General features: G+C 65.4%; 18 protein-coding genes and 3 pseudogenes. 12 read left to right on the top strand and 9 right to left on the bottom strand.

What is annotated here, in order from left to right:
- The first annotated feature begins 66 nt into the window (after positions 1 to 66).
- From QP181_RS18315 to QP181_RS18285, 7 genes are all read left to right on the top strand, one after another.
- Entirely contained in the window at positions 67 to 1,071 is a 1,005-nt protein-coding gene (locus QP181_RS18315; RefSeq protein ID WP_132737677.1) for a PhoH family protein, read from the top strand.
- A 50-nt stretch (positions 1,072 to 1,121) separates the two neighbouring features.
- Positions 1,122 to 1,370, top strand: a complete 249-nt coding sequence (locus QP181_RS18310; RefSeq protein ID WP_333929402.1) for a type II toxin-antitoxin system VapB family antitoxin — start codon at positions 1,122 to 1,124, stop codon at positions 1,368 to 1,370.
- Positions 1,371 to 1,373: 3 nt separating this feature from the next.
- The gene (locus QP181_RS18305) at positions 1,374 to 1,769 is read left to right on the top strand and encodes a type II toxin-antitoxin system VapC family toxin (RefSeq protein WP_333929401.1); all 396 of its coding nucleotides are present in this window, start codon (positions 1,374 to 1,376) and stop codon (positions 1,767 to 1,769) included.
- A 19-nt stretch (positions 1,770 to 1,788) separates the two neighbouring features.
- Entirely contained in the window at positions 1,789 to 2,298 is a 510-nt protein-coding gene (ybeY, locus tag QP181_RS18300; protein WP_333929400.1) for an rRNA maturation RNase YbeY, read from the top strand.
- A gap of 8 nt (positions 2,299 to 2,306) precedes the next feature.
- Positions 2,307 to 3,203 (top strand): hemolysin family protein, encoded by an 897-nt coding sequence (locus QP181_RS18295; RefSeq protein WP_132737665.1) that lies wholly within the window; start codon positions 2,307 to 2,309, stop codon positions 3,201 to 3,203.
- Positions 3,204 to 3,278: 75 nt separating this feature from the next.
- On the top strand, positions 3,279 to 3,872 hold the full coding sequence (locus tag QP181_RS18290; RefSeq protein ID WP_333929399.1) for an outer membrane protein: 594 nt from the start codon (positions 3,279 to 3,281) through the stop codon (positions 3,870 to 3,872).
- A gap of 287 nt (positions 3,873 to 4,159) precedes the next feature.
- Positions 4,160 to 5,641 (top strand): PQQ-dependent sugar dehydrogenase, encoded by a 1,482-nt coding sequence (locus QP181_RS18285; RefSeq protein ID WP_333929398.1) that lies wholly within the window; start codon positions 4,160 to 4,162, stop codon positions 5,639 to 5,641.
- Between the two features lie 49 nt (positions 5,642 to 5,690).
- Here the strand turns inward: QP181_RS18285 and QP181_RS18280 are convergent, their stop codons facing one another.
- Positions 5,691 to 5,888, bottom strand: coding sequence for a putative signal transducing protein (locus QP181_RS18280; protein WP_333929397.1), 198 nt, complete (start codon positions 5,886 to 5,888; stop codon positions 5,691 to 5,693).
- Complete coding sequence (locus tag QP181_RS18275; protein WP_333929396.1) at positions 5,885 to 6,445, bottom strand: pyridoxamine 5'-phosphate oxidase family protein; 561 nt, start codon at positions 6,443 to 6,445, stop codon at positions 5,885 to 5,887. The genes QP181_RS18280 and QP181_RS18275 overlap by 4 nt, the downstream gene beginning before the upstream one ends.
- A 49-nt stretch (positions 6,446 to 6,494) precedes the next feature.
- Between QP181_RS18275 and QP181_RS18270 the strand changes: the two genes are divergently transcribed.
- Both QP181_RS18270 and QP181_RS18265 read left to right on the top strand, forming a co-directional pair.
- Entirely contained in the window at positions 6,495 to 6,740 is a 246-nt protein-coding gene (locus QP181_RS18270; RefSeq protein WP_333929395.1) for a type II toxin-antitoxin system CcdA family antitoxin, read from the top strand.
- Positions 6,741 to 7,037 (top strand): CcdB family protein, encoded by a 297-nt coding sequence (locus QP181_RS18265; RefSeq protein WP_333929393.1) that lies wholly within the window; start codon positions 6,741 to 6,743, stop codon positions 7,035 to 7,037.
- Here the strand turns inward: QP181_RS18265 and tldD are convergent.
- Positions 7,034 to 8,461, bottom strand: a complete 1,428-nt coding sequence (gene tldD / locus QP181_RS18260) for a metalloprotease TldD (protein WP_120299871.1) — start codon at positions 8,459 to 8,461, stop codon at positions 7,034 to 7,036. The two genes, QP181_RS18265 and tldD, sit on opposite strands and share 4 nt — an antisense overlap.
- Before the next feature lie 18 nt (positions 8,462 to 8,479).
- Positions 8,480 to 8,713 carry a zinc-finger domain-containing protein gene (locus tag QP181_RS18255; RefSeq protein ID WP_031393477.1) on the bottom strand — a complete coding sequence of 78 codons (234 nt, stop codon included), beginning with the start codon at positions 8,711 to 8,713 and terminating at the stop codon, positions 8,480 to 8,482.
- A gap of 273 nt (positions 8,714 to 8,986) precedes the next feature.
- Between QP181_RS18255 and QP181_RS18250 the strand changes: the two are divergent.
- The 3 genes and pseudogenes from QP181_RS18250 (at position 8,987) to QP181_RS18240 (ending at position 12,727) form a co-directional block, all read left to right on the top strand.
- Positions 8,987 to 9,924 (top strand): annotated as a pseudogene (locus QP181_RS18250) (ABC transporter ATP-binding protein).
- Positions 9,921 to 11,496 (top strand): annotated as a pseudogene (gene nadB, locus QP181_RS18245) (L-aspartate oxidase). The pseudogenes QP181_RS18250 and nadB overlap by 4 nt, the downstream one beginning before the upstream one ends.
- A 118-nt stretch (positions 11,497 to 11,614) precedes the next feature.
- Positions 11,615 to 12,727, top strand: a complete 1,113-nt coding sequence (locus QP181_RS18240; protein ID WP_243693217.1) for a serine hydrolase — start codon at positions 11,615 to 11,617, stop codon at positions 12,725 to 12,727.
- Positions 12,728 to 12,878: 151 nt separating this feature from the next.
- On the opposite strand, the gene QP181_RS18235 is transcribed toward QP181_RS18240, so the two are convergent.
- The 5 genes and pseudogenes from QP181_RS18235 to hflK form a co-directional block, all read right to left on the bottom strand.
- Entirely contained in the window at positions 12,879 to 14,123 is a 1,245-nt protein-coding gene (locus QP181_RS18235; protein WP_333929392.1) for a M20 metallopeptidase family protein, read from the bottom strand.
- 172 nt (positions 14,124 to 14,295) lie between these two features.
- On the bottom strand, positions 14,296 to 15,939 hold the full coding sequence (locus QP181_RS18230) for a helicase HerA-like domain-containing protein (protein WP_333929391.1): 1,644 nt from the start codon (positions 15,937 to 15,939) through the stop codon (positions 14,296 to 14,298).
- Between the two features lie 110 nt (positions 15,940 to 16,049).
- Positions 16,050 to 17,606 carry a Do family serine endopeptidase gene (locus QP181_RS18225; protein ID WP_132737640.1) on the bottom strand — a complete coding sequence of 519 codons (1,557 nt, stop codon included), beginning with the start codon at positions 17,604 to 17,606 and terminating at the stop codon, positions 16,050 to 16,052.
- 102 nt (positions 17,607 to 17,708) lie between these two features.
- Positions 17,709 to 18,575 carry a protease modulator HflC gene (gene hflC, locus QP181_RS18220; RefSeq protein ID WP_243693216.1) on the bottom strand — a complete coding sequence of 289 codons (867 nt, stop codon included), beginning with the start codon at positions 18,573 to 18,575 and terminating at the stop codon, positions 17,709 to 17,711.
- A 25-nt stretch (positions 18,576 to 18,600) separates the two neighbouring features.
- A pseudogene (gene hflK, locus QP181_RS18215) lies at positions 18,601 to 19,707 on the bottom strand (protease modulator HflK); the annotation flags it as partial.
- Positions 19,708 to 19,766: the final 59 nt, after the last annotated feature.

Raw genomic sequence — 19,766 nt, 5'->3', positions numbered from 1 at the left:
ATCTTCCTTCCAGAGGTTACGGTTCGACGCTTCCAAGCGTAGCCTTTGACATCTCGAAAGGACCGTATGAGCCGTAAACCCGTTCCCGCCCAGTCCGGTGACCGCGCCCGTGTCGAGCTGCTGTTCGACAAGCCCCAATTGCTCGTCCGGCTGTTCGGCCAGTACGACCAGAATCTGGTAGCGCTCGAGAACCGCCTCGGCGTCTACATCACTGCACGCGGGAACAAGATCGGCTTGGAGGGCACCGCCGAACAGGTCGCAAAGGCGCGTGACGTGCTCCACGACCTCTACGCCCGCATCCAGCGCGGCGAGGACGTCGACACCGGCTTGGTCGACGCGTCGATCGCGATGGCGGACGAGCCCGTGCTCGAAGGCATCATCCGTGCCGATGCCGGTGGCGGCGGCGCGCCCCCGATCATGATCCGTACGCGCAAGAAGACGATCGTCCCGCGCACGCCCGCGCAGGCGCACTACATGCGCGAGCTCGCCAACAACGACATGATCTTCGCACTCGGGCCGGCAGGTACGGGCAAGACCTATGTTGCCGTCGCGCAGGCGGTGCAGCAACTCATCACTGGCAGCGTCCAGCGGCTGATCCTCTCGCGCCCCGCGGTCGAAGCCGGCGAACGCCTCGGCTTCCTCCCCGGCGACATGAAGGAGAAGGTCGATCCGTACCTTCGCCCGCTGTACGATGCGCTCTACGACTGCCTCCCCGCCGAGCAGGTCGAACGCCGCATCGCCAGCGGCGAGATCGAAGTCGCCCCGATCGCCTTCATGCGCGGCCGCACGCTGGCCGACGCGTTCGTGATCCTCGACGAGGCGCAGAACACCACGCCTGCGCAGATGAAGATGTTCCTCACCCGCTTCGGCCAGAACAGCCGCATGGTGATCTGCGGCGATCCCAAGCAGGTCGACATTCCCGGCGGCGTGGCGGCCTCGGGTTTGGCGGATGCCGTCACCCGGTTGGAGGGCGTGGAGAGCATCTCGATGTGCCGCTTCACCGTCGGCGACGTCGTCCGCCACCCGATCGTTGGTCGGGTCGTCGCGGCCTATGAAGGCACGGATGCTTGATGCCTGGGATATCCTGGAGTACATCTTCAGGATATCCCCGGAGTCGGACGATGGCATCGCTCTATATCAAGAACGCGGATACCGCCGATCTCGCACGTGAGGTGGCGGGCTTGCTCGGCACCAGCAAGACCGCAGCGGTCCACGACGCCCTCCTGCACCGCAAGCGTATGCTGGAAACGGAGAAGCATGGGAGTATCCATGACCGGTTCGCGGCTTGGCGAGCGGCTCATCCGCTAGGCGAACCGACGGGGTTGGAAGCGGACAAGGCCTTCTACGATCTCGCTCAACGACGAAGATGACGATTGATCGCATTCCTGGACGCATCCGCAATGGTTGCGATCATGACGGGCGAGCCCGAAGCCTTCTCCCTCGAGAAGCGATACGGTCAGGCTGACGCGGTGCTGTGCTCGGCAATGTCGCTATGGGAAACGGTCCGCGCCGTAGCACGCAAGCGCAAGGTTCCCGTCGCCGTCGCGCACGCCGAAGTCGAGACGTTCATGGTCGACTTTGCACTCCGCCTCGTACCGATCGGCGAGACCGAGACCCGGGAGGCCATCATGGCTCACGAACGCTACGGCAAAGGGAACCACCCCGCGAAGCTCAACATGGGCGATTGCTTCGCCTATGCCTGCGCGAAAACCCATGGTGCGGAACTTCTCTACAAGGGTAATGATTTCGCCCAAACCGATCTCGCCTGATCTCGCCTGAAGGACCTGCATGCTCGAAATCGCGCTCTCTTCCGACGCCCCCTGGCCGGACCACGACTGGGACGCGCTCGCCCTCCGCGCGGCGACGGCAGCGATCGAGCGAACTCCGCATGGCGAGTTGCTGACCAGCGCCGCGACGGTCGAGATTTCGGTCCGGCTCGCGTCGGACGACGAAGTGCATACGCTCAACAAGCAATATCGCCAGAAGGACAAGCCGACCAACGTCCTGTCCTTCCCGATGGTCCAGCCCGACCTGTTGGAGACGATCACGCAGAACTCCGACGACGGCGAGGTGCTGCTCGGCGACATCATCCTCGCGCACGGCGTCTGCGTCGCGGAAGCCGCCGAGCGCAATATCTCGGTCGAGGATCATGCGATGCATCTGATGGTGCACGGCACGCTGCATCTGCTAGGCTATGACCATATCGACGACGACGAGGCCGAGGGCATGGAGCAGATCGAGCGCGACGCGCTCGCCGCGCTCGGACTCCACGACCCCTATTTGATAACAGAGGACTGACGACCACGATGGCCGATGGCCCCAATGCCGGAAACGGCGATAGTAGCGACAGTATCTGGCGCGGGCTCAAGGGCCTGATCTTCGGTGCTCAAGACGAGTCTCTCCGCGATCAGCTCGAGGATGCGATCGACCGGCACGAGGGCGATCCCGCCCCCGATGCGAAGGGCGACCTCACCCCGCTCGAGCGCCAGATGGTCCGCAACCTGCTCCACTTCAGCGAGCGCGACGCCGGCGATGTCGGCGTGCCGCGCGCAGACATCATCGCGGTCGAGGAAGACACGCCGTTCGCCGATCTCGTCAAGCTGTTCGCCGAGGCCGGGCACAGCCGCCTGCCGGTGTACCGCGACAACCTCGATACGATCATCGGCATGGTCCACATCAAGGACGTCTTCAACATCCTCGCGACCGGTGCCGAGCATCCCACGTCGATCACGGGGCTGATCCGCGAGCCGCTGTACGCGCCGATGTCGCGCGGTGCGCTCGATCTGCTCGCCGACATGCGGCAGAAGCACGTCCACCTGACGATCGTGCTCGACGAATATTCGGGCACTGAAGGCCTCGTCACGTTCGAGGACCTGATCGAGGAGATCGTCGGCGAGGTCGAGGACGAGCATGACGAGGCGCCGCAGGTGCTGATGACGCCAATCGAGGGCGGTGCGTGGGATGCCGACGCACGCGCCGAACTCGAAGATGCAGCCGAGTTGATCGATCCGCGTCTGGCGGAAGTCGACGGCGATATCGACACGCTCGGCGGTCTGGCGGCGTTGCTTGCGGGCCACGTGCCCCAGATCGGCGAGTGCGTCGATCATCCAAGCGGGTGGAAGCTGGAGATCACCGATGCCGACGAGCGCCGCATCAACCGGCTGCGCCTGCATCCACCGGTGATCGAATTGGTCGAAGACTGATCAGTCTCGCTATCCTGTAAACGGCGGTTCATTGCGGCTGGCCAATGATCTCCTTCTCGAAAAAGGGGATCAGCGATGAAGTTTGCAGGCGTTATGGCAGCGATGATGGTAGCGAGCCCAGTGTCGGCCCAGGAAGTGGAGCTTCCCTTCACCGGTCCGTCGGTGGGTGTCGAGGCCGGACTACTCGAACACCATTTCGTGCTTCAGTTCGAAAACTACGAGAACGACACGCTCGTCGCCAGCTATGATCGTTATTACAGGGCCAGCAGCTTTGGTGGCGGCGTGTTCGCCGGCTATGACATCGCCGCATCCCGCAACTGGCGGCTCGGCCTCGAGATTGCCGGTACCACAGGAGGCCGGGACAACAGGGCGACGTTCGAGACGCTGGTCTACGAACAACGGCCCCAGTTCGGTGTTCGGGGCACGGCGCGTGCCGGCTACGTCCTGACACCGCGCGTCATGGCGTACGGATCGGTCGGCTATGGCGGCAACAGATACCGTATTCGCGACGCGCTCGGTATCGGCGACACGAATAAGTGGGGCAGCAGCTTCGTCGTCGGCGGTGGTGCGGAATACCGTCTCGGTCGCCGTTACGGGGTCCGCTTCGACGTCAAGCACGTCGACAACCAGACGTGGCAAGCGTTCGTGGGCATGCCGATCCGGTTCTGATCTCCGTCCTGTTCGAGATGCCGGCGGCCTTTTACTCCTCCCCGGCACGGGGAGGGGGACCGCGACGCACAGCGGCGGGGTGGAGGGGGCTCACTGTGAGCGCATCGTCAGTGGAAGCCCCCCTCACCCGTCATTCCAGCCAAAGCTGGGATCTCCCGGTTCAAGCCACCGTACCTCCCTCATGAATATCCCAGCTTTCGCCGGGATGACGGACGCGGCGAGCGTTGGGGCGACGGGGAGTTTGCCGTAACCATTGCCCCAACCCCCTCGCCCCCTAATCTCCCCGTATGCGCAAACACATCCTCATCGTCCTTGGCCTGATCCTGCTAGTGATCGCCGCGGGCGTCACCTATGTCGCCTGGCCTGACACAGCGGAACTGTCGGTCGACCAGGTCGCCGGCAAGCTGCCCAAGATCACCGATCCGCGCATCCAGACGATCCCGACCGTGAAGGTCGCCAAGGTCGTCGGCTGGCAGAACGGCGCGATGCCAACGCCCGCCGCGGGCCTGAAGGTCCAGCCGTTCGCGACCGGGCTCGATCACCCGCGCTGGATGTACCGCCTGCCCAATGGCGACGTGCTGGTAGCGGAAACCAACTCGCCGCCGCGCGAGGGCGGCGGGATCACCGGTTGGGTGATGAAGGTCCTGATGGGCCGCGCCGGCGCCGGCGTGCCGTCCGCGAACCGCATCACGTTGCTCCGCGACGCGAATGGCGACGGCGTGGCGGAAACGAAGTCGGTGTTCATGACCGGCCTCAACTCGCCGTTCGGCATGACGCTGCTCGATGGCCAGCTCTATATCGGCAATACCGACGCGCTGGTCCGCGTCCCCTACACCGACGGCGCCACCAAGATTACCGCCAAGCCCGAGCTCGTCATCAAGCTCAATCCCGGCGGCAATCACTGGGCGCGCAACGTCATCGCGGCCGCCGACGGCAAGACGCTGTACGTCGGCGTCGGCTCCTCCTCGAACATCGCCGAGAACGGCATGGACGCCGAGAAATACCGCGCGAACATCCTGCAGGTCTGGCCGAAGGACAAGAACTGGCGGATCTACGCCGCGGGCCTGCGCAACCCCAACGGCATGGCGATCAACCCCAAGTCGGGCGGGCTGTGGACCGTCGTCAACGAACGCGACATGCTCGGCTCCGATCTCGCGCCCGATTACCTGACGCAGGTCGAGTTCGGCGATCACTTCGGTTGGCCCTGGTATTATTGGGGCGGCTATCCCGACAGCCGCGTCGAGCCGAAGAACCCCGCGCTCCAGCAATATGCGAAGCGTCCCGACTACGCGCTCGGACCCCATGTCGCCGCGCTCGGCCTGACCTTCTCGGCGGATGCGAAGCTCGGCGATCGCTTCGCCAATGGCGCGTTCGTCGGCGAGCATGGCTCGTGGAACCGCAAGCCGGTGTCAGGCTACAAAGTGGTCTACGTGCCCTTCGGCGACACCGGCTTCCCGGCGGCGAATGCCAAGCCAACCGATGTGCTGGGCGGATTCCTTAACAAGGACGGCGACGCACAGGGCCGCCCGGTCGGCGTCATCACCGACAAGACTGGTGGCCTGCTGGTGGCGGACGATGTCGGCAATGCGATCTGGCGGGTCAGCGCGGGGGCTGATCTTGGCGGGGCGGGTGTTGGCCCTGCCCGTCCTGCTTTGCACGCCCGACACCCAATTCCCGTCATCCCCGCGGAGGCGGGGACCCATATACTCATGAGCTTTCGACGAAGTCGTAAGCTTTGCCCGTATGGGTCCCCGCCTGCGCGGGAATGACGGCAGGAGGTAACGGAGGCAATTTTCCACCAGCGCCCAATGCGCTCGCTCACCCAGCTAAAATGCCCCGCGCTTCTTCGTAATCATCCTCGTCGACCATGACGCGCACCGGGATCAGCAGCCAGCTCCCTTCCATGATCGACATCCCGCCATCGAACGCGATCGCCGGGATGCCTTCGCTCTCGAGCCGCCCGACGATGATATGAGCCTCGTTGCGGCCGTACCGCCCCAGTTCGACGAGGCTCATTCTCTGGCACAGTCCGGCAGGACGGTCGCAACGCGCACCGGCAGCCCGTCGATGCTTCTGGTCCGCCCAGCCCATTTCGCGAGCCGCTCGGTTCCCGCCTGCGCCGCGTGATATTTCGACAGGGTCTGGCGCTCGCGGTCCAGCGTCATGAACGGCACGCCCCAACCGCAACTCTCCTGCACCTCGTCGACGTCGATCACGAAGATCTGCCGCGTACCCGGCAATGGCGTGAACCGCGCGTAAAGCTCGGCCCAGCCGTCGTCCTGCGGCAACACCGCACGGCCTGTGCCATAGATGCGGAAGATCAGCGCAGGCTGGTCGAACGCGCAGAACATGATCGTGATGCGCCCGTCCGCCGCAAGATGCGCGTTCGTCTCATTGCCCGATCCGCCAACATCGAGATACGCGACCGTCTTCGCATCGAGTACGCGAAAACTGTCCATGCCCTTCGGACTGAGGTTGATCCGTGCGCCCTCGGCGGCCGTCGCGACAAAGAACACCGGTTGCCGGGCAACGAACGCGCGGTGCTCGTCGGTGAGTGCGGAGAAGAATTCCATCGTTCGGCTCCGAATTGACGCGCATGGATTATGCGCATAGCTTTACGTCATGAAACACGACGACATAGCTTCAAGCAAACGCCGCCCCGTCAACATGTCGATCGATACCGGCATCGTGGCCGCGGCGAAAGAAGCGGGTGTCAACATGTCGCGGGTGACGGAGGCCGCACTTCGCGCGGCGATCAAGACCGAGCGCGAGCGGCGATGGAAAGAAGAGAACCGAGAGTGGATCGAGGCGCATAATCGCTGGATCGACGAGAATGGAATTCCGCTGTCCGGTCTCGAGACGCTCTAAATGGCGCAGTTCGATGTTTATTCAATCGAAGGCCATGGTCTCGTCGTCGATTGCCAAAGCGATCTTTTGAGCGACTTGCGCTCGCGGGTCGTAGCTCCGCTACGCGAGCCCGACGAACCGTCTGTTTCCAAGTCCCGCCTCAACCCTCTCGTGACGATTGACCGAACAGAATACCGGGTAGCGATCCAGTTTCTGCGCGCGGTCGATGATCGACAACTGCGCGAAAAAGTAGGTTCGCTGCTAAACTATGAATATGATCTCAAGGCCGCGATCGACATGGTGGTCAGCGGACTTTAAGCCGCCGTCCCGCCGACCGTGAGCCCATCGACCAGCAACGTCGGCTGCCCGACGCCTGCCGGTACCGACTGCCCGCCCTTGCCGCAGATTCCGATGCCCTCGTCGAGCGCGAAGTCGTTGCCGATCCCGCGCACCTTGGTCAGCGAACTCGGGCCATCGCCGATCAGCGTCGCGCCCTTGATCGGCGCACCGAGCTTGCCGTCCTCGATCAGATACGCCTCGGTGCAGCTGAACACGAACTTGCCCGACACGATATCGACCTGCCCGCCACCGAACGCCTTTGCGAAGATGCCCTTCTTCACGCGCGACAAAAGCTCGGCCGGATCGTCGTTGCCGGCCTTCATGAAGGTGTTGGTCATCCGTGGCATCGGCGCGTGTGCATAACTCTCGCGCCGCCCGTTGCCGGTCGCCTCGACGCCCATCAGCCGCGCGTTGAGGCGGTCCTGCATATAGCCCTTGAGGATGCCGTCCTCGATCAGCACGGTCTCGCGCGTCGGCGTGCCCTCGTCGTCGATCGTCAGCGACCCGCGGCGATCCTGGAGCGAGCCGTCGTCGACCACCGTCACGCCCTCGGCCGCAACGCGCTCGCCGATGCGACCCGAGAACGCCGACGTGCCCTTGCGGTTGAAATCGCCTTCGAGCCCGTGACCGATCGCCTCGTGCAGCAGGATGCCGGGCCAGCCATTGCCGAGCAACACCGTCATCTCGCCGGCAGGAGCGGCGATCGAGTCGAGGTTCACCAACGCCTGCGACAACGCCTCATCGATCGCGCGGTTATACGTCGCCGGCTCGAACAGGTCGTTGTAGAGATAGCGGCCGCCGATCCCGTAGCTACCCGTCTCCCGCCGCCCATTCTGCTCGGCGACAATCGAAACGTTGAGGCGCACCAATGGCCGCACATCGGTCGCGACGAAGCCGTCCGCGCGGACGATCTCGACCACGGACCACGTCCCGGACAGGCTGACCGATACCTGCGCGACACGAGGATCGCGCGCCCGGGCGGCGGCGTCGATCGTCTGGCAAAGGTTCACCTTGTCGGCGAACGGCACGAGGTCGAGCGGATCGGCGGCGGTGTAGCGGCGCTGGTTGGTGCCCTGCGGCGGACCGGCCTTTGCGGCGACACCCGGTTCGATCAGCGCCATCGTCTCGGCGGCGCGACGGATCGCGGCGGGGGTCATCTCGTTCGAATGCGCGAACGCGGTCATCTCGCCCGATACCGCGCGGAGGCCGAAGCCCGAGCTTGTATCGTACGAGGCGGTCTTCAGCCGACCATCGTCGAACCCGAATGCCTCAGCCTTGCGGTATTGGAGATACAGCTCACCATCATCGGCCTTGCCGAGCGCCTTGGCGGTCAGCGCCTGCGCCTGTTCGGGATCGAGGGTATCGCGGTAGAGAAACGAACGGGGGTCTGCTGCTATCGTCATCCGATAGATATAAGAGGCTTAGCGCCCTGCGCCATCCCCGTGATCGCGCAAAGTCGACTGGTCCGCGCCATCGGCGGCGCCGCCGACCAGGATGAAGCGGCGGTCGCAATAGCCGCAATCGACATAGCCGGTCTCGTCGATCTGCAACCAGACGCGCGGATGGCCAAGTGCCGCACCGCCGGGGATGTCGGTGGCGCCGTCGCAGGCGACGCGGGCGTGGGTGACGCGGGTGGTTTCGAGCGGCGGATGCATGAGGGGGCGATAGCAAGGGTACGCGGGCCGGGCAATTGCTTCTTCCCGTGATCCAGAAGGAAGAATGGGTTCACGCGGAGGCGCGGAGACGCGGAGGTGTTGCGCTTGTCGCGAAGCGACCTTCCAATCATCTGACAGCGGAACAGATAGTTGCGTCTCCCGACCGACAGGCTGGGTGCAACACCTCCGCGTCTCCGCGTCTCCGCGTGAACAAATCTTCTTTGCAACGCCCGAGGGGATGACCAGCCCCGCCAGCGCCGCTATGCCGCTGGCATGACCGAAGCCGCGATCGCCATCAAGAATCTCTGCAAGACCTACGCCCCCGTCGGCACCGCGCCGCCGAAGCGGGCGCTCGACGACGTGACATTCGACGTTCCCCGCGGCCAGATCTTCGGCCTGCTCGGCCCCAACGGCGCGGGCAAGTCGACGCTGATCAATATCCTCGCCGGCCTCGTCAACAAGACCGACGGCAGCGCGGCGATCTGGGGTTTCGACATCGACGAGCACCCACGCAACGCCAAGGCGTCGATCGGGATCGTCAACCAGGAGATCCTGTTCGATCCGTTCTTCTCGCCCTTCGAGACGCTCGAAATCCAGGCCGGACTCTACGGCGTGCCCAAGGCGAAGCGCCGCACGATGGAACTGCTCCGCGCGGTGCATCTCGAGGACAAGGCGCACGCCTACGCCCGCACGCTGTCGGGCGGCATGAAACGCCGCCTGATGGTGGCCAAGGCCATGGTGCACTCGCCCCCGTCCTCGTCCTCGACGAGCCGACCGCGGGCGTCGACATCGAACTCCGCCAGCAGCTCTGGACCTATGTCCGCAGCCTCAACCAGGCCGGCGTCACCGTGGTCCTCACGACGCATTATCTCGAGGAAGCCGAGGAACTCTGCGACCGGATCGCGATCATCAACAACGGCCGCCTGATCGCGAACGAACCGACGCGCGAACTGGTCGGCAAGGCGCAGGAGAAGATCGTCGCCGTCACCGTCGACCGCGACGTGAACGAGATCCCCGCGAATGCCTGCTTCCAGAAGATCGCGCTAAAAGGCACCCGCACCCTCGAAATCACGTATTCGAAGGACCGCGTGAACGCCGGCGAAGTCCTCGCCGCGATCCAGTCGGGTGGCTTCGGCATCGTCGACGTCTCGACCAAGGAACCCGATCTCGAGGACGTCTTCCTCAGCCTGACCCGCGCCGCCAACGCATGACGAGCGACATCCTGATCGTCGGCTCGGGCGCCGCAGGTCTCACCGCCGCGCTCAATCTCGCCGACCGCTTCAAGGTCACGGTGTTAGCGAAGGGCGCGCTCAACGAAGGGTCGACCGCCTGGGCGCAAGGCGGGATCGCCGCGGTGCTCGAACCCGGCGACACGTTCGAGAACCATGTCGAGGACACCATGGTCGCCGGCGCCGGGCTTAACGACCGCGCGATCGTCGAGATGGTCGTCGAGGGTGCCCCCGCCGCGATCGAGCGCCTGACGCATCTCGGCGTGCCGTTCGAGACCGAAGGCAACGCGCTGCACCTGACGCGCGAGGGTGGGCACTCGCACCGCCGCATCGTCCACGTCGCCGACGCGACCGGCTGGGCGGTGCAGGAGGCGTTGCAGAAGGCCGCCGAAGCACATCCGAACATCACGCTGGTGCCCGACCAGATCGCGATCGACCTCGCAACCGGCCGTCACGAGCAACGCTATTCGGGCTCGGGCAACGTCTGGGGGGTCTACGCGGTTGACCGCAAGACCGAGCGTGTCGCGCTCTACACCGCGCGCGACGATCCTCGCGACCGGCGGCGCGGGCCGCACCTATTTGTTCTCGACCGCCCCACGCGGTGCGACCGGCGACGGCATCGCAATGGCATGGCGTGCAGGCGCGCGCGTCTCCAACATGGAGATGATGCAGTTCCACCCGACCTGCCTCTACAATCTGGAGGTCAAGAATTTCCTGATCACCGAGGCGGTCCGCGGCGAAGGCGGGCGGTTGATCAACCCGTCGACCGGCAAGCGCTTCATGACCTATTACGACCCTACGCGGATGGAACTCGCCCCCCGCGATATCGTCGCGCGCGCGATCGATGCCGAGATCAAGCGCTATGGCCTCGACTACGTTCATCTCGACATCAGCCACATGCCGGCCGAATTCATCCGGCATCACTTCCCGAACATCCACGAGAAACTGCTCGGGCTCGGCATCGATATGACGACGCAGCCGATCCCGGTCGTCCCCGCGCAGCACTATACGTGCGGCGGCATCGTCATCGACGAACACGGCAAGACCGATCTTCCGGGCCTGTATGCGGCAGGCGAGTGCACCGAATCCGGCCTGCACGGCGCCAACCGGCTCGCGTCCAATTCGCTGCTCGAATGCTTCGTGTTCGGCGAGGCGGCGGCGGACAGCATCGCAGCCGCGTGGGACTCGCTGCCCCCGCCCCCGCCGATCCGCCCGTGGGACGAAAGCCGCGTCACCGACTCCGATGAAGAGGTCGTGATCAAGCAGACTTGGACCGAAATCCGCCGCTTCATGTGGAATTACGTCGGCATCGTCCGCACGACGAAACGCCTCGAACGCGCGCAACACCGGATCAAGCTGCTCAACGAAGAGGTCGCCGAATATTACCAGCATTTCCGCGTCACGCCCGACCTGATCGAACTGCGCAACCTGCTCCAGACCGCCGAGTTGATCGTCCGGTCCGCGCTGCACCGGCACGAAAGCCGCGGGCTGCATTTCACGCTCGATTATCCCGAAACGCTGCCGGACGCGGTCGATACGGTTCTCGTTCCCTGATCGCCGCGCGATTGGGCGCACCGTCGGCGCGCTTCGTCGCAGCGCCGCTTGGCCGCTGTTTCGCGCGCCGGATCAACGGATAAGGGTCGATGCTTCAGTGCAGGGCGTTCCATCGATCATGACATCCGCGAGTGCGTTCAAGCGTCTTTTGACCACGACCCTGTTCGGCATGGCGCTCGCCGGATGCGGATCGGCGTCGCGGCCAAGCCCGCCCGCAGTCGGGCCGGTGCATCAGGCCGAGGGGTTCGTGTCGATCCCGGTACCGCCACCGCTGCCACGCGCGCTGCGACCCGCGCCGGCGAGCCTGGTCAACGCGATCTCCGAATTGCAGAGCGGCTTCCAGGGCAAGGCTGGCATCGCGGTGCGTGCGGTCGACGATGGCTGGACGGTCGAGGCCGGCGGGCGTCAGTTACTGCCGCAGCAATCGGTCAGCAAGCTTTGGGTCGCGATGACCGTGATGGACCTGCGCGACCAGGGCAAGCTGCGTCTCGACGAACCGATCGTCGTGCGGCCGCAGGATCTGACGCTGTTCCACCAGCCGATCGCGATGCTGGTGAAAGGCGACGGGTATCACACCACGATCAACGACCTGCTGACGCGTGCGCTGACGCACAGCGACAATACCGCGAACGACCGGTTGCTGGCGCGGGTCGGCGGGCCGTCGGCGGTGCGGTCGATGATCGCGCGGAAGCAGCTCGGCGCAATCCGGTTCGGGCCGGGCGAGCGGCTGTTGCAGAGCGGCACCGCTGGGCTCGTCTGGCAGCCGTCCTACGCCGTCAACGGCGGCTTCATGACCGCACGCAACCGATTGTCCCCGGCGGTGCGCGAGGCCGCGTTGAATGCGTATGTCCGCAATCCGCCCGACGGTGCGGCGCCGATCGCGATCGCCGATGCGATCGCGCGGCTGGCGAAGGGGGATATCTTGTCGGAGACCTCGACCAAAATCCTCCTCGACACGATGGGGCGGTCGGTAACCGGTCGTGCCCGGCTTCGCGCGGCCTTGCCTGGTGGTTGGGAGATCGCGCACAAGACCGGCACCGGGCAGGACCTGGGTCGCCGCAATGCGGGGTTCAACGACGTCGGGCTGCTCACTGCGCCAGATGGGCGACGGTATGCGATCGCGGTGATGATCGGGGATACGATCCGGCCGATGCCGGAGCGGCAGCGGCTGATCCAGGCAGCGGCTGCCGCGGTAGCGAAGTATGCGGGGACCACGCGGCCTTCGAACTGAGATCAGCGGTATCGAGGCGGATGAACTCCACCCTACCGTCATCCTGACGAAAGTCAGGACCCAGGGATTACGGGCGATACCGTATCCGGCTCTGGGTCCTGACTTTCGTCAGGATGACGTAAGACGAGCAGTCGTCCCTACAGGATCGCCCTCAGTCGAACCCGTTCGCCAGAAACCGCTCCGCCACCGTGCAATGCATCGCGATCCCGTGCGCCATGACGCGCTCGTCGATCGTCATCTTCGTGTTGTGAAGCGGCGGGTTGGTACGCGGATCGCTGCCCTCGGGCGCCGCGCCGATGAACGCCATCGCGCCGGGCAGCTTCTGAAGGACGTACGAGAAGTCCTCCGCGCCCATCATCGGCGGCATCACCTGATACGCACCCTCGCCACCGATAGCGGTCGCGCACGCCTTCATCAGATCGGTCGCCCGCTCGTCGTTGACAGTGACCGGATAGCCTTCCTCGATCGTCGGGGTGCCGACGGCGCCGTGCGCGGCGGCGATGCCCTCGACCATGCGGATGAACGCGGCGCGAACCTGCTCACGCGTGCGCTCAGACAGCGTCCGCATCGTGCCGAGCATCTCGACCGTCGAGGGGATGACGTTATGCGCGCTGCCGGCGTTGAGCTTGGTGATCGACAGGACGGCGGGGTCGGTGACCGCCACTTGGCGCGCGACGTAGGTCTGCAAGGCGGTGACGATCTCACAGGCGATCGGCAGCGGATCGAGGCAGTCGTGCGGCATAGCCGCGTGCCCACCACGCCCGGTGATCGTCGCGCGCAGCGTGTCGGTCGAGGCCATCAACGTGCCCGCGCGGCTGACGACATGGCCCATCGGCATGTTGGGGGAGATGTGAAGCGCGAAGCCCGCCTCGGGCAACGGCGAGTCGAGCAGACCGTCGGCGATCATATGACGGGCGCCGTGATGCCCTTCCTCGCCGGGCTGAAACATGAAGACGACCGTGCCGGGAAGGTCTTCGCGACGCGCGCACAGTGCCTTGGCCGCGCCAACGAGCATCGCGGTGTGCGAATCATGACCGCAGGCGTGCATCGCGCCGTCGATCTTGGAGGCGAACGGCAGGCCGGTTTCCTCCTGCATCGGCAGCGCATCCATATCGCCGCGGAGCAACACGGTGCGGCCGTTGCCGCCGGCATTGCCTGCGCGGCCGCCGCGGAGGATCGCGACGAAGCCGGTGGTCGAAGTGCCTTCGCGGATCTCGAGCGGCAGGCCGGCGAGCGCGGCCTTCACCTTGTCCGAGGTACGCGGGCAGTGGAGGCCAACTTCGGGGTCGGCGTGGATCGCGCGGCGGAGCGTGATTGCGTCGTCGAGGCTGTCTTCGCCGATCGCGGTCCAGTCGGTCGGGCTCCAGTCGGTAGTGGATTCGAAATCGAGGGACATGTCTGACTCCTTGAATGGCTTGACCACCACCCCGGCGGAGGCCGGGGCCCAATTGGAAAGGTCGATGTAACGGAGCGCCGCCCTACGTTACCTCCGTTCCCCAATTGGGCCCCGGCCTTCGCCGGGGTGGTGTTTGTTGGGGAGGCTGCCCGCCCCAGATCATCAATGCAGTCTACCCCCGGAAGAGGCCGCCTAACACCCCGCGCAACACGGTGCCGACCAGACCACCGCTCGACGACGACCGGCGCGACTTGGTGCCGAAGACCTGCTTGCCGATCTCGTTGGCGACCTGACGGCCGATCGACGAGCTGGCGGCGCGCGTCGCCGACGATGCCATCTTGGTCCAGGGCGAGTTGGCCGTCTCGCGGTCGGCTTCACGCTGCTGGCGATCCGCCTCGCGCTGGTCCGCGATGCGCGCGCGTTCCGCCTCTTTCGCCGCCTTCGCATCGAGCTTTGCCTGCGCCGCCGCAGCCTTCTCCGCCTCGGTCGTCGCCTTTGCCTCGGCGGCAGCAGCGCTCGCCTCCTGCGTCTTAGCGGCCAGCAATTCCTCCGCCGACTCCCGATCGACCAGCGTGTCGTATTTCGCACCGATCGCATCGGTCTCGATCATCACCTTCCGCTCGGCCGCCGTGATCGGGCCGACGCGCGAGGCAGGCGGCTTGATCAGCGTGCGCTCGACCGGCGTCGGCGCGCCATCCGCCTGGAGCAGCGACACCAGCGCCTCGCCGACCTTCAGCTCGGTGATGATCGTCGCGACGTCGACGCCGGGGTTCGCCCGGAACGTCTCCGCCGCCGAGCGCACCGCCGCCTGATCGCGCGGCGTGAACGCGCGCAAAGCATGCTGGACGCGGTTGCCGAGCTGACCCGCCACCGTGTCGGGAATGTCGATCGGGTTCTGCGTGATGAAATACACGCCGACGCCCTTCGAGCGGATCAAGCGGACGACCTGTTCGATCTTCTCCAGCAGCGCTTTCGGGGCTTCGTCGAACAGCAGATGGGCCTCGTCGAAGAAGAAGCACAGCACCGGCTTGTCGGGATCGCCGACCTCGGGGAGATGCTCGAACAGCTCGCTCATCAGCCACAGCAGGAACGTCGCGTAGAGCTTCGGCGAGGCCATCAGCTTGTCGACGGCGAGGATGTTGACGATGCCCCTGCCCCGGTCATCCACGCCGATGAAATCGTTCATCTCCAGCGCAGGCTCACCGAAGAAATTCTCCGCACCCTGCGTGCGCAACTGGAGCAGCGACCGCTGGATCGCGCCGATCGACTGCTTCGAGACGTTGCCGTACGTGACCGTCAACTCGTCCGCGCGGCCGGCGCATTCGGTCAGCATCGCCTGGAGATCGTCGAGGTCGATCAGCAGCAGCCCCTCCTTGTCGGCGACGTGGAAGGCGATCGTCAGCACGCCTTCCTGCACTTCGTTGAGGTCCATCAGCCGCGCCAGCAACAGCGGCCCCATCTCGCTGATCGTGGTGCGGATCGGATGGCCCTGTTCGCCGAACAGGTCCCAGAACTGCACCGGGTTGTCGGCATAGGCCCAGCTATCGTCGCCGATCGCCTTGGCGCGTTCGGCAAAGGTCGCGTGCGTCTTCGCGGTCGGCGAGCCGGCCATCGCGAGCCCCGAAAGATCACCCTTTACGTCGGCGACGAAGCACGGCACGCCGTTCGCGGAAAAGCCCTCGATGATCCCCTGCAACGTCACCGTCTTGCCGGTGCCGGTCGCGCCTGCGATCAGGCCGTGGCGGTTCGCGCGCTTCAGTTCCAGCGTCTGCGGCTTGCCGTCCACGCTGGCGCCGATAAAGATGCCGTCGGTCATGGGTCTCGTCCTCTGTATCCGGCGCCGACCCTAACCCCGCGCGCCGCAAAGAAAAGGACCGCCGCTCAGCCGAGCGACGGTCCTTTGAGGTCAGTCGTGTCGGTCGTGGATTACTTGATCTTGACCGGCAGAAACTGCGCCGGGCTGCGGCCACGCTTGACCTGCAACAGGACCTGCGGGCGACCGGCGGCCTTGGCGACGTTGACCGCGTTCTGGACGTCGACCGCAGTGCGGACGGGCGTGCCGTTGACCGAGATGATGACGTCGCCGCGCTTGAGCTTGCCGAACGCATCGCTGGTCGGTGCGACCACGGCGATCACGACGCCCTGCGTGTTCGTCTCGACACCGACCGCCTGCGCGATCGCCGGGGTCAGCGGCTGGACGCCGATCCCGAGCGCTGCGCCTGCCGTCGGTGCGGCGGGGGTAGCGGAATCATCGCCATCATCGCCGTCGTCGGTGCCAAAGCCCTGCGCGTCGCCACCCAGTGTCGCGGCCAGCTTGTCGGCGCTCGGACGTGGCACGACGACCACGTTGGCGACCACCGGCTTGCCGTTGCGGAGGATATCGAGACGCGCGGTCTGGCCGGGCTTCACGTTCGAGACGAGGTAGGACAGCGACTGGTCGACGGTAACGACCTGGCCGTTGACCTTGGTCACGACGTCGCCTGCGCGCACGCCGGCCTTCGCCGCCGGGCCGCCTGCGGTGACGTCGTTGATCAGCTCGCCCTGGTTCTTGGCGATGCCGAGGGCCGCGGCGGTATCTTCATTGATCGTGCCACCCGGCTGGAGCTGGACACCGATATAGCCGCGCTCAATCGTACCGCCCTTCATGAAGGTCGCGATGATCGGCTTGGCGACGGCGGCGGGGATCGCGAAGCCGATGCCGATATTGCCGCCCGACTGGCTGAAGATCTGCGAGTTCACGCCGATCACGTTGCCGTTGAGGTCGAACATCGGGCCGCCCGAGTTGCCCTGGTTGATCGACGCATCGGTCTGGATGAACCGGTCATACGCGCCGCCCTGGCCGGTGACGCGGTTGATCGCCGAGACGATACCCGCGGTCACGGTGCCGCCGAGGCCGAACGGCTCGCCGATCGCGACGACCCAGTCGCCGACGCGCGCGCCGTTCGAATCGCCGAACTTCACGAACGGCAGGTTGGCCGCATCGATCTTCAGCAGCGCGAGATCCGATTCCTGATCCTTGCCGATGACCTTGGCGACATATTCCTTCTTGTCGCTGAGCGTCACGGTGATCGAATCGACCGTCGCGCCCTGCGCGCCTGGCGAGATCACGTGGTTGTTGGTGACGACATAGCCGTCCGGCGAGATCAGGAAGCCCGAGCCGAGCGAGGCGCCTTCGCGCTTCACCGGCGCGCCACCCTGGCCGCCGCCGCCCATGCCGCCGAACAGGTCGCCGAACGGCGTGCCCGCGAACGGATTGGCCTGCTGCTTCTGGACGATCGTCTGCTTGGTCGAAATGTTGACGACCGCGGGCTGGAGCCGCGCGACCATGTCGGCGAAGCTCATCGGCGCGCCGGGTTTCGGCGAGACCGCCTGGATCGCACCGGGTTCGTTCTGCGCGACCTGCGCACCGCTCGGCTGGAGCGCGAGCGTCGCGGTCGCGCCGCCGAGGAGAAGAGCACTGGTAATGGCGTAGGCGTAACGCACTAGATGTTGTCCTCTCGTTTCATCAATCGAAACAGGTGGCGCTTAGCCACACCGTCCTGAATGATGCTTGAATATGAACAGGGGTTCAAAGGTTCCGCAGGCTCAACGCCCGCGGCCCTCGAATTCCCGTAGATAGCTGTTGTTCGGCGAAAGAATGATCGACGTCGAACCGGTCGGTGCCGTACCGCCATCCGCACCGAACGTGTGCCGATACGACTGCATCGCGCGGTAGAAGTCGTAGAAGTCGGCATCCTTGCCGAAGCTCTCGGCATAGATCTTCGCCGAATCCGCATCGGCCTGCGCACGGACGATCTGCGCCTGCTTCTGGCCTTCGGCGCGGATCGTTATCGCCTCCTGCTGGCGTGCGCTCGACATGCGCTTGAGCGCGCTTTCGAGCGGCAGACCAACGGGGAGGTTCGCCTGCTTGATGCGAACGTCGACGATCTCGACGCCGTACTGGCTGGCGACGCGCTGGAGACCCTTCTGGATGTTGTCCATCAGCTCGGACCGCTCAGGGCTGAGCAGTTCGACGAAGCGCCGCTTGCCGAGTTCGTTGCGCAAGGCCGAACCAAGGATCGGGCGCAGCTGATCGGGGATCCGATCCTCGCTGCCGACCGCGTTGCGCATCTTCCGCGGATCGACGATTCGGTAACGCGCATAGGCATCGACCTCGAGCCGAAGCTGGTCGGTCGACAGCACCAGCGTGTTGTCGAGTTCGAGATCCTGCACGCGCTTGTCGATCCAGACGATCCGGTCCACGAACGGGATGCGCGCGATCAGGCCCGCGCCGGTCTGGCCGAACGCGGTGTTGGGCTGCCACGCGTTGACCGTGCGGATCGGCTGGCCGAAGCGCAGGATCACCGCCTGCTTGGTTTCGGGGACGATCGCGAAGGTCGACGCGGCGAGGATTACCAGCAGCAGCGCGACGATGCCGGCGACGATCGGATTGCGGAAACTCACGGCGTTCACTGATCGGCTCCAGACTGGGGGCAGCCGCCGCCGCGGCAGGCGCTGGCGTCGACTGGACAGCCTCCGGGTTCGGCAAGCGCTTGGCGTTCGACAGCGGCAGATACGGCACCACCCCGCCCGGCGTCTCGACGATCGTCTTGTCGCTCTTGGCGAGCACCGCCTCCATCGTCTCGTAATACATGCGGCGACGCGTCACTTCGGGCGCGAGCTTGTACTGCTCATACACCTTGTCGAACGACGCGGCTTCGCCCTGCGCGCGCGCCACGACCTGTTGCGCATACGAGCGCGACTGGTTGAGGTTGGCGATCGCCTCCTGCTGCGCGGCGGTGACCGCGTTGAAGTCCTCGACGATCCGCGCAGGTGCTGCGGCCTGCTTGATCGCGACGCCCTGGATGCGGACGCCCGACTTATAGTCGTTGAGGATCTGCTGAGTCAGTTCGGCGACGCGCTGCTCGATCGTGGTACGGCCGGTGCCGATCGCCTGATCGAGCGTCGTCGTCGCGACTACCGCGCGCATCGCGCTCTCGGCAGCGGCACGGACCGTGTCGTTAGGCTCGGCAAGCTGGAACACGTAATCGCGCGGGTCCGCGATGTCCCAGCGGACCGAATACGCCAGATCGATGATGTTCTGGTCGCCGGTCAGTGTCAGGTTGTCGCCGTCGCCGACGGGGAAGTTGTCAGTGCGGATTTTCTGCACGTCGACCACCGTCACATCGGCGATCGGCGCAGGCATCGTCAATCGGATGCCCGGATCGAGCGTGCCGGCATATTTGCCGAAATAGGTGACGACGCCGCGTTGCTGCGGGCCGATCTGGTGGACCGAGGTGAACAGGATCCAGACGACCGCGATGATCGCGACGCCGATCGCCCAGAGCGCGCGGGCGTTGGCGCCCGACGGCAAGCCGCCGAAGCCGCCATTGCCGCCGCTACCGCCGCCGCCCGATCCGCGTGCTTTGCGCAGAAACTCGTCGAGCGCGGTCGGTTTGGCAGCAGGCTTGCGGCCACCCGGAGGTTGCGCCCAGGGATTGCGAGGGCCGCTATTACCGTCGTCGCCCGAGCCGCCCCAGGGGCCTTTCGGTGTTTCGGTGGCGAGGATATCGGGGCGCCGGAACCAGCGCGAGAAGATCGTCATACCAACCTTTATAGGTGTGCGGCGGCGGAAAAACAGTGCCAAGCGGCCTTAGCGGCCCT

The organism is Sphingomonas sp. LR55 (assembly GCF_036856015.1).
Taxonomy (GTDB): Bacteria; Pseudomonadota; Alphaproteobacteria; order Sphingomonadales; family Sphingomonadaceae; genus Sphingomonas.
The sequence above is the reverse complement of the archived record's forward strand: the minus strand, read 5'-3'. Positions and strand labels throughout refer to the sequence as shown.

Excerpts from the sequence above, each read along its gene's own strand:
- QP181_RS18285 (WP_333929398.1), top strand. The coding sequence starts at position 4,160 with ATGCGCAAACACATCCTCATCGTCCTTGGCCTGATCCTGCTAGTGATC.
- QP181_RS18255 (WP_031393477.1), bottom strand. The coding sequence starts at position 8,713 with ATGCATCCGCCGCTCGAAACCACCCGCGTCACCCACGCCCGCGTCGCC.
- QP181_RS18270 (WP_333929395.1), top strand. The coding sequence starts at position 6,495 with ATGAAACACGACGACATAGCTTCAAGCAAACGCCGCCCCGTCAACATG.
- ybeY (WP_333929400.1), top strand. The coding sequence starts at position 1,789 with ATGCTCGAAATCGCGCTCTCTTCCGACGCCCCCTGGCCGGACCACGAC.
- QP181_RS18275 (WP_333929396.1), bottom strand. The coding sequence starts at position 6,445 with ATGGAATTCTTCTCCGCACTCACCGACGAGCACCGCGCGTTCGTTGCC.
- QP181_RS18265 (WP_333929393.1), top strand. The coding sequence starts at position 6,741 with ATGGCGCAGTTCGATGTTTATTCAATCGAAGGCCATGGTCTCGTCGTC.
- QP181_RS18230 (WP_333929391.1), bottom strand. The coding sequence starts at position 15,939 with ATGACCGACGGCATCTTTATCGGCGCCAGCGTGGACGGCAAGCCGCAG.
- QP181_RS18295 (WP_132737665.1), top strand. The coding sequence starts at position 2,307 with ATGGCCGATGGCCCCAATGCCGGAAACGGCGATAGTAGCGACAGTATC.
- QP181_RS18280 (WP_333929397.1), bottom strand. The coding sequence starts at position 5,888 with ATGAGCCTCGTCGAACTGGGGCGGTACGGCCGCAACGAGGCTCATATC.
- QP181_RS18240 (WP_243693217.1), top strand. The coding sequence starts at position 11,615 with ATGACATCCGCGAGTGCGTTCAAGCGTCTTTTGACCACGACCCTGTTC.
- QP181_RS18310 (WP_333929402.1), top strand. The coding sequence starts at position 1,122 with ATGGCATCGCTCTATATCAAGAACGCGGATACCGCCGATCTCGCACGT.
- QP181_RS18290 (WP_333929399.1), top strand. The coding sequence starts at position 3,279 with ATGAAGTTTGCAGGCGTTATGGCAGCGATGATGGTAGCGAGCCCAGTG.
- QP181_RS18235 (WP_333929392.1), bottom strand. The coding sequence starts at position 14,123 with ATGTCCCTCGATTTCGAATCCACTACCGACTGGAGCCCGACCGACTGG.
- QP181_RS18315 (WP_132737677.1), top strand. The coding sequence starts at position 67 with ATGAGCCGTAAACCCGTTCCCGCCCAGTCCGGTGACCGCGCCCGTGTC.
- tldD (WP_120299871.1), bottom strand. The coding sequence starts at position 8,461 with ATGACGATAGCAGCAGACCCCCGTTCGTTTCTCTACCGCGATACCCTC.